11 protein-coding genes and 1 pseudogene are annotated in these 12143 nt (G+C 71.2%); 4 read left to right on the top strand and 8 right to left on the bottom strand.

The window, feature by feature from the left end:
* Nucleotides 1–54: 54 nt before the first annotated feature.
* The 3 genes from ACFTXQ_RS06930 to ACFTXQ_RS06940 form a co-directional block, all read right to left on the bottom strand.
* Nucleotides 55–738, bottom strand: a complete 684-nt coding sequence (locus tag ACFTXQ_RS06930) for a YoaK family protein (protein WP_382636596.1) — start codon at nt 736–738, stop codon at nt 55–57.
* Complete coding sequence (locus ACFTXQ_RS06935) at nt 735–1844, bottom strand: sensor histidine kinase (RefSeq protein WP_382636598.1); 1110 nt, start codon at nt 1842–1844, stop codon at nt 735–737. The genes ACFTXQ_RS06930 and ACFTXQ_RS06935 overlap by 4 nt, the downstream gene beginning before the upstream one ends.
* Before the next feature lie 89 nt (nt 1845–1933).
* Nucleotides 1934–2614: a response regulator gene (locus ACFTXQ_RS06940; RefSeq protein WP_382636600.1), complete on the bottom strand. Its 681-nt coding sequence runs from the start codon at nt 2612–2614 to the stop codon at nt 1934–1936.
* A 124-nt stretch (nt 2615–2738) separates the two neighbouring features.
* Between ACFTXQ_RS06940 and ACFTXQ_RS06945 the strand changes: the two genes are divergently transcribed.
* Nucleotides 2739–4169, top strand: coding sequence for a sugar porter family MFS transporter (locus ACFTXQ_RS06945; protein ID WP_382636602.1), 1431 nt, complete (start codon nt 2739–2741; stop codon nt 4167–4169).
* Between the two features lie 123 nt (nt 4170–4292).
* On the opposite strand, the gene ACFTXQ_RS06950 is transcribed toward ACFTXQ_RS06945, so the two are convergent.
* Both ACFTXQ_RS06950 and ACFTXQ_RS06955 read right to left on the bottom strand, forming a co-directional pair.
* A complete protein-coding gene (locus ACFTXQ_RS06950) occupies nt 4293–4943 on the bottom strand; it encodes a DUF4360 domain-containing protein (RefSeq protein WP_382636604.1) in 651 nt (216 codons plus the stop codon).
* A gap of 561 nt (nt 4944–5504) precedes the next feature.
* Complete coding sequence (locus ACFTXQ_RS06955) at nt 5505–6635, bottom strand: NADH:flavin oxidoreductase (protein ID WP_382636606.1); 1131 nt, start codon at nt 6633–6635, stop codon at nt 5505–5507.
* A gap of 227 nt (nt 6636–6862) precedes the next feature.
* On the opposite strand from ACFTXQ_RS06955, the gene ACFTXQ_RS06960 reads away from it, so the two are divergent.
* Nucleotides 6863–7306 (top strand): MarR family winged helix-turn-helix transcriptional regulator, encoded by a 444-nt coding sequence (locus ACFTXQ_RS06960; RefSeq protein ID WP_382636760.1) that lies wholly within the window; start codon nt 6863–6865, stop codon nt 7304–7306.
* Between the two features lie 649 nt (nt 7307–7955).
* Here ACFTXQ_RS06960 and pyrF read toward each other — a convergent pair.
* Nucleotides 7956–8657, bottom strand: coding sequence for an orotidine-5'-phosphate decarboxylase (pyrF, locus tag ACFTXQ_RS06965; protein WP_382636608.1), 702 nt, complete (start codon nt 8655–8657; stop codon nt 7956–7958).
* Nucleotides 8658–9063: 406 nt separating this feature from the next.
* Here pyrF and ACFTXQ_RS06970 point away from each other — a divergent pair, with 406 nt between their 5' ends.
* Nucleotides 9064–9351: a hypothetical protein gene (locus ACFTXQ_RS06970; RefSeq protein WP_382636610.1), complete on the top strand. Its 288-nt coding sequence runs from the start codon at nt 9064–9066 to the stop codon at nt 9349–9351.
* 406 nt (nt 9352–9757) lie between these two features.
* Complete coding sequence (locus ACFTXQ_RS06975; protein WP_382636612.1) at nt 9758–10153, top strand: GNAT family N-acetyltransferase; 396 nt, start codon at nt 9758–9760, stop codon at nt 10151–10153.
* Nucleotides 10154–10167: 14 nt separating this feature from the next.
* Here ACFTXQ_RS06975 and ACFTXQ_RS06980 read toward each other — a convergent pair.
* Both ACFTXQ_RS06980 and ACFTXQ_RS06985 read right to left on the bottom strand, forming a co-directional pair.
* A pseudogene (locus ACFTXQ_RS06980) lies at nt 10168–10557 on the bottom strand (ATP-binding protein); the annotation flags it as partial.
* Nucleotides 10558–10718: 161 nt separating this feature from the next.
* Complete coding sequence (locus tag ACFTXQ_RS06985) at nt 10719–11198, bottom strand: DedA family protein (RefSeq protein WP_382636613.1); 480 nt, start codon at nt 11196–11198, stop codon at nt 10719–10721.
* Nucleotides 11199–12143 lie beyond the last annotated feature (945 nt).

The raw sequence follows: 12143 nt of genomic DNA on the forward strand, positions 1-12143 counted from the left end.
CCCCGGCGCCCGTCCCGCCGGTCCCGCACGGTCCATCGGCCCGCCTCCCGCGGTTCACCCGGGAGGCGGGTCCACCCGCATCGCCGCGAGCGCGACCCCGGCGAGCAGGAGGAGCACCACGCCCAGGGCCCAGCCCGGGCCTGGCCCGCCGTGCAGGAGACCCCCGGTGTACGCGCCGAGCAACACCAACCCGACCGAGGCTGCCCGCCGTACCGCCTCCGGTGCTCGTCGGGCGGCGGCCAGGCCGGTCAGGGTCCGGGTGACCACCGTGGTCGTCAGGTCCGGAACGGCCAGCCGCCGCGCCACGCCGTTCTGCAGGCCCATCCCGACCGCCAGCGGCACCAGTACCGCGTACCGCCCGCCGCCGGTCACCAGGCACATCAGCGCCGACCCCACGAGCGCCGCCTGCACCGCGACGAGCCGGGCGAGCAGCCCGCCCTCGCGGGCAGCTCTCGGCCAGCGGCCCGCGGCCACCGCGCCGGCCACGAACGATCCCAGAGCCGTCGCGGACGCCGGCGCCGACAGCTCGGCGAACCCGGCCAGCGCGAACCCGAGGAAGGCCACGTTGCCCGTCATGTTGGCCACGAACACCCGGCCCAGAGAGAGGAAGCTGACCGCGTCCACGAGCCCGCTCGTGAACGTCAGCACCAGCAGCAGCGGTGCCAGCCGGGCGTACGCGCCGTGCTCGGGAAACAGCCACCGGGCAGCCCACGGAGCCCGTCGTCGCCCGCCGCTCACCGCGCTCCCGTCAGCGGAAGGTCCGCCCGTACGTCGAAACCCGCGCCGTCCGGCCGCGGCCCGGCCACCAGACGGCCCCCGGCCACCCGGACCCGCTCGTCCATCCCGGCCAGGCCGTTCCCGCCAGAAGGCACGCCTACCCGCGCCCCGCCAGCGGCAGGACCGTTGCCCACGTGCACCCGCAACACCCCACCCGCCCCCGCCGCACCGCCGTCGGACGCGAGGGCCAGCTCCACCTCCACGGGTGCGCCCGGCGCGTGCTTGAGCGCGTTCGTCAACGCCTCCTGCACCACCCGATAGGCCGTACGCTGCACACCGGCGGGCACCTGCCCGAGCCCCGGCCCCTGCCGCAGCCGCACCGGCGTCCCCGCGGTTTCACGGGCCCGCTCGACCAGCTCGGCCAGATCCGCCAGCGTCGGCAGCGGCGTCACCGGGGTGTCGCCGCGCCGCAGCACCCCCAACGTCTCCCGCAGTTCCTCCAGCACCTGACGCCCCAACGCCGCGACCTCACCGGCCTCCGCCGCCCGCTCCGGGTCCCGGGGCCGCAGCCCGAGCGCCAGCACATCGGCATCCATGACGATCTGCACCACACGATGGCTCACCACGTCGTGCATCTCCCACGCGATGCGGCGCCGCTCCTCAGCCCGGGCTCCTTCCCGCTGCAGCGCCGCCTCCCGCACGGCCCGCGTCAGCAGCGCCTCACGGGCTCCCAGGTACAGACCGGCCAGCGCGCCACCGCCGACGATGCCCGCCGAGTACACCAACGCCCGCGCCACGCCGACCTGCTGCAGACCCGACACCTGCGAGAAGGTGTGCACGAGAACGCCCACGCCGAGCGCCAAGGGTCGCAGAGACCGGTAGCGGCCGCCGGGCAAGGATCCGAGGGTGAAGCCCACCACCCCCATCGCCACCGGGTCGGCCCGCACCAGATCGGTCGCGTACACCACCGCCACCACCCACAGCGGAAACCTCCGCCGGACCAGGAGCACCGCACCGACCAGCAGGGACAGCAGTACCGACGGCAACGGATCGGGGTCATCGAGCAGTCCGTGGCGCTGCCCCGCGTACGCGTTCAGGACGCCGTACGCCGCGGTGAACAGCGCCACCGCCGCATCCGTCCCGCGCTCGCCGAACGCCCACGGGCCGTAGCCCGTAGCCCGCCGCCCCCCGCCCCCGGGTGGGGCGCCCGGGGCCGTCATGACGGGGGTTCCGGCACCCCCGGGCCGGCCTCGTGGGCCAACAGCGCCAGCTGCACCCGGTTGGCGGCGCCCACCTTGGTGAGCATGCGGCTGACATGGGCCTTCACCGTGGCCTCGGCCATGGCCAGCCGCTCCGCGATCTCCTGGTTGGACAGCCCCTCCGCGACCAGTCCGAGAACCTCCCCCTCCCGCGGGGTCAAGGCCTCCAGCCGGGCCCGGGCACGGCGGTTCTGCCCCGCCGCCGGCGATCGGAAGGACTCCAGCACCTGCCGCAGTACCGGGGGAGAAAGCGCCGCGTTCCCCTCCCGTACGGCCCGCAGCGCGGCCAGCAGCTCATCGGGCGGCGTGTCCTTGAGGAGGAAACCGTCCGCGCCGAGGGCCAGTGCCTGCTCGACGTACTCGTCCAGTCCGAAGGTGGTCATCACCACGATCGCCGTCTCCGTGCCGGCGTCCCGCAGAGCGGCCGTGGTCTCGAGTCCGTTCAACACCGGCATCCGGATGTCCAGCAGCAGGATGTCCGGCCGGTGCGTCCGTACGAGTTCCACCGCACGTGCGCCGTCCTCTGCCTCCGCCACCACCGTGAACTCGCCCGTGGACTCCACGAACGCCCGCAACCCCCGGCGAACCATCGGTTCGTCATCAGCCACCACCACGGTGCCCGACCGTGTGCCGTCCATGGCCCCCAGTGGATCAGCTGCCTTGCCGCGCCGCGACCCGACGGCCCGGCGTCGTACATGGACGCCCACTCGGGTGCACGCGCTGCGGAGGTGCACGGCCGGTACCGCGCGGACGATGGGTGGCATGACCACCTCGCAGCGGGATCCCGGCACAGGCCACCTGCCCGGTACGGCTGTCGGCCTCGGGCGCGTGGTGTTCATCGCCGCCGTCGCAGCGCTCGGCGGCTTCCTGTTCGGCTACGACAGCGCCGTCATCAACGGCGCCGGCGAAGCCATCCAGGAACGGTTCCGGATCAGCGACGGTGAACTCGGCACGGTCGTCGCCATCACCCTGCTGGGCTGCGCCGCGGGCGCCGCCGCAGCCGGCCGCCTCGCCGACCGGCTCGGCCGCATCCGCGTCATGCGGATCTCCGCCGTCCTCTTCACCGCCAGCGCCCTCGGATCGGCACTGCCCTTCGCCCTATGGGAGCTGGGAGCGTGGCGGGCCATCGGCGGGTTCGGCATCGGCATGGCCTCGGTCACCGGCCCCGCCTACATCGCGGAAGTCGCTCCGCCGGCCTACCGAGGACGCCTCGGCTCCTTCCAGCAGGCCGCCATCGTGGCCGGCATCGCCACGTCCCAGCTCGTCAACTGGGCCCTCCTCACCATGGCCGGCGGCAACCCCAGTGATCCGCTGGCCGGCCTCGAGGCCTGGCAGTGGATGCTCGGCGTGATGGTCGTCCCGGCCGTCCTGTACGGCGTCATGAGCCTGGTCATCCCCGAATCCCCCCGCCACCTCGTCGCCACCGGTCGCGAGGCCGATGCCCACCGGATCATCGCCGAGCTCGAAGGCCCTGGCACGGACACCGCGGCGCGAATCGCCGAGATCCGCCGCGCCATGCACAGCGACCGCGGCGCGGGCACCTTCCGCGACCTCCTCGGCGGCCGCGTCGGCGTCCTGCCGATCGTCTGGACCGGCATCGGCCTGTCGGTCTTCCAGCAGCTCGTCGGCATCAACGTGATCTTCTACTACAGCAACCAACTGTGGGAGTCGATCGGCATCGACCCCACCAGCTCCTTCTTCTACTCCTTCGAGACGTCGCTCGTGAACATCGCCGGCACCGTGATCGCCATGAGCCTGGTCGACCGCCTCGGCCGCCGCCCGCTCATCCTCGCCGGCGCCGCGGGCATGACCCTCGCGCTGGCCGCGTGTGCCTGGGCCTTCTCCTACCGGCAGGACACCGGTGGCGCCTTCGCCCTCCCCACCACCCAGGCCACCGTCGCCCTGATCGCCGCGAACCTCTTCGTCCTGTCCTTCGCGGCGTCCTGGGGCGTGGTGGTCTGGGTACTGCTCGGTGAGATGTTCCCGGGCCGCATCCGCGCCGCGGCCCTCGGCGTCGCGGCGTCCGCTCAGTGGATCACCAACTGGGCCATCACGGTGAGCTTCCCGGACCTCTCCGCCTGGAACCTGTCCGCCACCTACGCGATCTACGCCGCCTTCGCCGCCCTCGCGATCCCCTTCGTCCTCGCCTTCATCCCGGAAACCAAGGGCAAGGCGCTGGAGGCCATGGGCTGAAGCCGTGCGCGACGTGCCACGCACGGGCCGAGTACGCCTCAAACTCCCGACTCGGGTTACCGAGGCCGGACCTGCCCGCACGCGGAACGGGCGGGGGCTCGGCGCGCCCCCGCCCGGTAGATGTCAGGTCTTGGGGCACTCCCGCCAGGCCAGGTGGTAAACGGTGCTGATGTCACCGTCAGTGGAGTCCATGGTCATGTAGCTGCTGGACGCGGGAGCCGACGTGCCCTTGCGGACGCGGAGTTCGGTGTTGATGTTGAAGTTCCGCTGCACGCCGCACGGTGCCCACACCCACTGCGCCCAGTCGGTCTCGTCGGTGACCTGCCAGTTGTCGTCGTAGGGGCCGTTGAACGCGTGTTCCCGGGCAGCGGTCTGCGGCGAGCCCTGGAAGTAGTACGAGGCCTTCGTGGTGCTGCTCGCGCCGGGCGCGAGAGCGGCGTAGCCGCGGTAGTCCGCGCTGGCGATCGCGTAGGTGAAGCCCTGGGGCACGTGCACGATCAGGTTGAGCTGGCAGTTCCTGCGCGCGGCGGTGGGCGGTGCGCCGCCGCCGACCTGGGCGACGTACTGGCTGTAGGTCACGGTGAAGGCGGTGTTGTCCTGGGACACGGCGACGGCTGCCGTGTCCTTCGGACATCCGGACCCGTTGACCGTCGCGACGTCGATGACGATCCGGTCCGGCGGCGGGTCCGTGATCGCCGAGGGGCTGTGCTGGGCGGGCAGGGCCGATGCGAGCAGCAGGCCGATCGCGCCGCTCACCAGAAAACCTCCGGCCATGACTTCTCCAATCCGCTGCTTCGAAAAACCGGGCCGCAGGGGGCGGCCGCGGTCTGGGTTACGCGGGGTGGGGGAGTGACAGCCGGCGGAAGCTGTGTCGGGCAGTCGTGGAGCTCTCCATGACTGCGACGGGTGCAATGAATGCCATGACCATGACAAGCATGGCGATCCGGGGGGACGGACAGCGAAATCGTAGGAGCCACTGCCGGGTGCAGCCAGCACTCGGTTCAGCCATTCACCCGTCAGGGGAGCCAGGCGTCTTGCCACTGACCGAAAGGCCTCTGGACTGAGGCGGACCACCAGGCGGTGGAGCGCTCGGGAGACTTGTTGCGTGGGAGCTGTTCGACGTCCACGTGGTGGCCGTTGAGGTGGCGGAGGCCGGCAAAGGCGTCAAACGCCCCGAGGCCCAAGCGGCGATGGGTGGCACCGGCTGGCGACGCTCGGCGGTTTTTGACCGGACTGCCGCGAACGCCCCGTGACCTCGGCGGACCGGGGTCGCGGGGCGTCCTCGGACGGACGGACGGACGGACGGACGGCCGTCCGGACGGTTCCGGCTACCGGCTACCGGCTGAGCGACCTGAGCGCCGCCGCGTCGTACGGCTTCAGCTCGTCGAAGCGGTTGCCGAGGACCTTCGCCGCCCACTGCGGGTCCTGAAGCAGCGCGCGGCCGACGGCGACCATGTCGAACTCGCCGCGTTCCATGCGGTCCAGGAGGTTGTCGATGTCGCCCAGCGCCGCACCCTCGCCGGCGAAGGCGCGCAGGAAGTCACCGTCGAGGCCGACCGACCCGACGGTGATGGTCGGCCGGCCGGTGAGCTTCTTGGTCCAGCCCGCCAGGTTCAGGTCCGAGCCCTCGAACTCCGGGATCCAGTAGCGCCGGGTGGAGGCGTGGAACGCGTCGACGCCGGCCGCCGCCAGCGGGGCCAGGATCGCCTCCAGCTCCTGCGGGGTCTGCGCCAGCCGGGCGTCGTAGGCCTCCTGCTTCCACTGCGAGTAGCGGAAGATCACCGGGAAGCCGGCCGAGACGCGCTCGCGGACCGCGGCCACGATCTCCGCGGCGAACTTCGTACGGGCCGCCGCGTTGCCGCCGTAGGCGTCGGTGCGGCGGTTGGTCCGCTCCCACAGGAACTGGTCGAGCAGGTAGCCGTGAGCGCCGTGCAGTTCGACCCCGTCGAACCCGATCCGCTCGGCCTCCGCGGCGGCGTCGGCGAACGCGCCGATGACGTCGTCGAGGTCGGCGCGGGTCATCGCCTTGCCGGTCCCCTCGGTGCCGTCGACGCGGATGCCGGAGGGGCCGACGGCGGGCGCGTCGGCGTACGGTGCCTCGCCCTGCTTGCGCACCATGCCTATGTGCCACAGCTGGGGCACGATCGTGCCGCCCGCCTCGTGCACGGCCGCGGCGACCTTCGCCCACCCCGCCAGCTGGTCCTCGCCGTGGAACCGCGGCACCCGGTCGCTCTGCCCGGCGGACTCGTGACCGACGTAGGTGCCCTCGGTGACGATCAAGCCCACACCCCCGGCGGCCCGGCTGGCGTAGTACGCCTGGACGTCCTCGCCGGGCACGCCGCCGGGGGAGAACATCCGCGTCATCGGCGCCATCGCGATGCGGTTGGGGACGGTCAGGCCGTTCAGCGTGACGGGCCGGGACAGGATCTCGGCCGCGCGGGAGGCGGTGGACGTGGTGACGGTCATGCGGGTCCTCCGGGTTGAGGCTGTGGCTCGTCTCGTCGGAGTGACAACGAGGAGTGCATAGTACACACGATATGTATCATGCATAGTCCGGCGCGTGTCGTCGTGCGGAGCCCGCCGCGGGTCGAGCCGTGCAGGGGTCCGCCGGTCCGCCGGGTTTGCGTGTCCGCGATAATGGAGCGCCGGAAGGAGTGGGAGGCGCAGTGCTGGAGAAACTGGAGCGGGAGCTGATGCTGCTCTCGCGGCACCAGGTGCTTGCCCGGCGCGAGCGCGACCCCGAACGCCTGGAGCGGTCCGCGTACCTGCTGCTCAGCCGGATCGACACACAAGGCCCCATGTCCATCGGGCAGTTGGCAGAAGCCTTCGGGCTCGACACCTCCACCGTGAACCGCCAGACGGCCGCACTGCTGCGCTGCGGGCTGGCTGAGCGCGTCGCCGACCCGGACGGTGGCATGGCCCGCAAGCTGTGCATCACCGTGGAAGGCGGGCGCCGGCTCGCCGAAGACCGTGAGGTCAACCGGTCCTGCCTGGCCCGTGTGGTCGCCGACTGGTCCCCTGAGGAAGTACGAGAGCTGGAGGACGCCCTGGTCCGGCTCAACCGCAGCGCCGAGGCCCTCGAAGGACGGTACTGGCCGCGCGCGGAGGAAGACACCCGCGCCGCACGCCACCCGTAGCTCCCGCACGACCCCCCGACTTCTGCTCCCCGGGCACCCGCGACTCCCGCTCCATAGCGACGCCCGCGGCCCGCCCCGCGGAAACGCCTGCAGAAGCACTTCGACGCCGGAGCCGACCACGTCAGCCTCCACCTCACGACCGCCACGCCCAACTCCCCGCCGGCGCACCAGTGGGAGCAACTCGCCATGCACCTCCCAGTCCGATCGGGCACACCGGCACAGGAACACCGCGCACGGGCGGAACCCCGAGACCCATCGCCGCCGCCTCAGTACCGCCGATGACGAAAGCTCCCGTTCGTGGCCGCCCGGCCACACCCCGCCGAGCCGACTTGCAGCGCCCAGCGGGTAGGCGGCCTCGGCCGGTACGACGGTCCGCAGCCCGGCCCCCTGTCCCGTACGCGATCTGTGCCGAGCGTCGCGGCACACTCCGCCACAGCCGGTCGAAGATCGCGGGCCGAGCGGGCCAGGGCGTCGTAGCCGTGTGGGGGGAGCCGGCCCGGTTCCAGGGGTTCGGCTACCGCGCCAAAATGCCCTCGAAGAGGCCCTGGGCATCGGCACGTACAGGGTATCGACCTGTGGGGATCGGCTGGAGCGGTCGGCCGCTCGCGCCGACACCGGCCTGATCATCCACTCCGGCGGTCGTTTCCGCTCACGGCTCCAGGCTGGCGCGGACGCGCCGGAATGCGGCGGCCGGGTCGGCGGCACGGGTGACCGTCCGGCCCACGACAACATGCGACGCACCAGCGGCAACGGCAGCACGCGGGGTGTCAGACCGGGCGTGCTCCCCTGGGGACTCGCCAGGAAGCGCGACTCCCGGCGTGACGATCAGGGCACTGGCGCCCAGCACACCACGCAGCGGCCCGGCTTCCTGCGGCGACGCGATCACACCATGGCAACCGGCGCCTTCTGCCAGCCGGGCCAGCCGCAACACCTGCTCCTCGGTCGAGTGTGAGCCGGTGACGCCGACATCAGCGAGATCGGAGCTCGTCATGCTCGTGACGACCGTCAAGGCAAGCACGCGAAGACGTGGAAAGTCGCGGGCGGCAGCGACCGCGGCGGCCATGATGCCCGTGCCGCCCATACCGTGGACGGTCACCATCGAGACACCCAGAGCGCCGGCGGCGCGAACCGCTGCGGCCACAGAGTTCGGGATCTCGAAGAGCTTCAGATCGAGGAAGACCTCCTTGCCCTTGGCGACGAGGTGCTCGATCACGTCCGGCCCGGCCGCCGTGAGCAGCTCCATCCCGACCTTGTAAAAACGACACTCGTCACCAAGCCGGTCGACGACCTCGTCAGCCGCTCGGCGGTTGTCGAAATCCAAAGCAACGATGATCCGACCGGTTGGGTCCACGGCGTCATTGTTGCCCACGCGCCGTTGGCGGCGTCAGCAACCTGTGCCGCGGCCGACCGCCCTCACCAGCACCCCGGCCGGACGACCGCCGTGCGAAGGTGTGTGGACCGGAACCGTACCGCGGTAACCACTGAGAACGAGCAGCCGTGGGGCACGCCGACCTGCGGGTCCCAAGGCACAACCCGAGGACGCTGTCATGCGCATACCGAGGCCCCTTGTGGCTTTAGCCGTCGCCGCCGCTCTCACCGGCTGCGCGAGCACCCAGACGCCACCCTACGAACCGGGAACCGAATGGGAGCCCGACGACGCCCTGCAAAGGGCGCAAGCGGCCTTGAAGGACGACGACACGCCGACACACCGCACCCGGTCTGGCGCACCCCATGTGGCCTCAGGCATCAACGAAACCGTGGAGACCAGCGGGAGCAGCCCGTACCGCTTCGACATCGTGTGCGACAGCGACGACGTTCCCCAGGTCAAGCTCGTCCTGGTCCGAGGCTCGTCGCAGCAACAGTTCGACGTTTCCTGCACCGGCGGCGACGTCCTCCGCGTCAACTTCCCCGCAGGGCCGCCCGTCACCGTGACCGTCACACCGACGACAGGGCAGCCGACACCTATGGGCCTGATCGCCTGGAACCTCAGCACACTCCAGCCCTCCGACGTGCGCGGCTGCGCCAACGGCATCGAGGGTTGCTGAGCCTGGGCTCCTGCGGTTCGTTGGCGTGGATCCGGCCGAGAAGTACGCGATGGTGCGCGATATCCCCGGTGCCCGTGGCTCACCCCCGGATGGCCACGAAGTACAGGTCGTCGACTTTCCGTCCACGGCGAAGGAGTCGGCGCAGGTCTCGGCGTCGAGAACGAGCGCCGCGAACCATCTAAGCGGTGCCTGAGCCATCCCAGCGTGGCTGGCCAGCCGGGGCTGATCTGAGCAGCCACTGAGAAGCGCGCTTCACAGTCCGGGCAGGTCGAGACGGCGACCGATTCCCGTCAGGCTACAGCGCGTTCGTGGCTACCCCTGCCTGAAACGCACCTCGCCACGTCCCGTGATGGCGCGGCCGCCCTCGCCGCGGGCATCGACCGCGACGGCGCACTATGATCCGGCCGTGGCGATCAAGTATGAGTGGCGGGCTGACTTCGACAACGCATCCCTCACCGCATTGCACACCGACGGCTTTGGCTCCCCGACCACTCAGACCGACTGGCGAGCACGACTTGAGCGCCACAGCCTCGGCTGGGTCTGCGCGCGGGAAGACGGCTCTCTGGTCGGATTCGTCAACGTTGTCTGGAACGGCGGAGCGCACGCCTTCATCCTGGACACGGTGGTAGCCCGGCATCTTCGGTCGAGAGGGGTCGGCACCGCACTTGTCGCAGCTGCGGCCAAGGAAGCCCGTGCCGCGAAGTGCGAGTGGCTTCACGTCGACTTCGAGGAACATCTGCGTTCGTTCTATGTCGATGCCTGTGGCTTCCGGGAGACACCAGCAGGGCTGATCGCCCTCTAAGGCCACCGCCGCCCGTTGGAGGCGCTGGCGAAGCTGCTCATTTCCTCGCGTTCGGTCAGGACCTGGGAGAGAGTTCGGCGCCGGTCGCGGTCGAGTTCCATGTAGCCGAGTTCGTCAGATGCGAGCAGGTCGACGCGGCCGTAGCGCGCGATCGTCTTGGAGGGCTGCTTCTCGTCGGCGGCTTCGACGAGCTCGTTGACCGGCTCCGTCGCCGGCACGTACTTGACCCGTTAGCCGGCCATAGCCGCCTCGGTTCCCAGGACGATCAGCATGCGGGACTTGCCGGCCGCGGAGTCGACGATCAGGCACATCGGCTGGCCTCTCTTGAACCATTCGCAGCTGACGAGGGTACGGATGACGGCCGCGTCGATATTCGGGTTCGCCTCGAAGCCGAAGGTCCGCAGGAACTAGCAGCTCGGCGAGGAAGCCGCGGTAGGTCGCATACGGAGGACGGGCAGGCTGGCGGGGGCCTCGCGTACGACCTCGCCCTACGTACCCCCAGTGGGGAGAGCTGAGCCGCGCGTCCGTCTCGCAGCGCCGCGGCGGCCGCTGCTGCCGGCCCGCCCTACGCTTCCTCGGCCACGCTGTCACCGGGGGGCAGGGCCGCCCTTCTCCTGCGGAACACCATCGCTCCGCACACCATGAGGAGGGCGGCCACGGCGAAGACCCCGAGGGCCGTGTGCTGGGCGAAGAGCCTTCCCAGCGCTTCGAGGACGCCGAGCCCCGCGGTCGCGTAGATCAGCGCCCAGGCCGCTCCGCCCAGGAACAGGGCGGGGAGATAGCGCGGCAACGGCATGCGCATGCTGCCCGCGAGAAAGTTGGCGGCGCTCTGGAAACCGATGGTCAGGAAGGAGACGGCCACCACCGGCGCGCCCCAGCGCTGGATCGCCCGCTCAACGCGCTGAAACTTTGCCGAGGAGATCCGCCCGGCGAACCTGCTGCGCCGGGCACCGGCGCCGGCGAGCCACCCAATGGCGAACGTTCCTCCGGCGCGGAGCAGGATGAGGGCATACAGGGCTCCGGCCGTGAGCGCGATCTTATCCACGACGCCTCGTCCCGGGCTCAGGGCCGGAAGCCAGGACGCCCGCCACCCGCGTGGGCGTCCCACCCCAGCGGGCGCAAGCCCGGTCAACGTCTCTCACCTGTGTCCTGCCTCTACCCGTTCCGTCCCACGGGTTCCCCCTGCGACGCAGGAACCCGAACCTGCACGCCGAGTGCGAGGTAAGGCCAGCCTAACCGAACGTGCATGCGGCAGGGTAGGGTGCCGGCCTGCCGGAGGAACGGCAGGCGGGATCAGCGGATCCGGCCGGCTCGCCAACGGTGCAGTCCCCTGCCGGCGCGGAGGGGCCTCGCTCTGGCTGACGGCCGCGTCGCCGCGAGGTCTTGGGCATGGTCTCCCCGAATCCGGAGGGGTGCAGGTCGCTGGAGATGGCGATCGAACCTGTGCCCTGGCGGAGGTGGGCACGATGACGACGGTGGACCAGTTGTCGGGGTTCTGGCTGAGGGCGCCGAGCCGCGTCGCCGAGGTCGACGCGGTAGAGACGGAGTCCCGGATCACCTCTTCGCCGCTCGGCTGGTGATGCACATCGCCCGAGTATTGGCGCAGGAGCGCTGGGACATGCTCCTCGGGCTTGGGTGCGAGCAGTTCCTCGCTCTCTGCTGCCGCGATCCGGTACGACAGGCCGGCGCCTCGATACGCGCGCCGACCCCGGCATCGCTCGGGTTGGCACGCTTGACCTCGTACAAGGCTGATGCGTTGCTCCCGGCATCTCCCGCGCACGGCATCCGGAGGCGCGGCGCCGGCCGGCCGACGGCGGCACTGACGGCGGGAAGGGGCACGGCTGGCCGACGCGGTCGAGGTCCGGCCGGGTCCCGAGCGCGGCACGACCGTCCACGTGCACCCGACCGCCCGCCCCTGAGCAGGGGACGCGCCGGCACACCCGCCTCACGCGCCCGGTGCAGGAAGCCCAACTGATGTGCCGGGAACGGG

This window comes from Streptomyces sp. NPDC057010, from assembly GCF_042673805.1.
Lineage (GTDB): Bacteria > Actinomycetota > Actinomycetes > Streptomycetales > Streptomycetaceae > Streptomyces.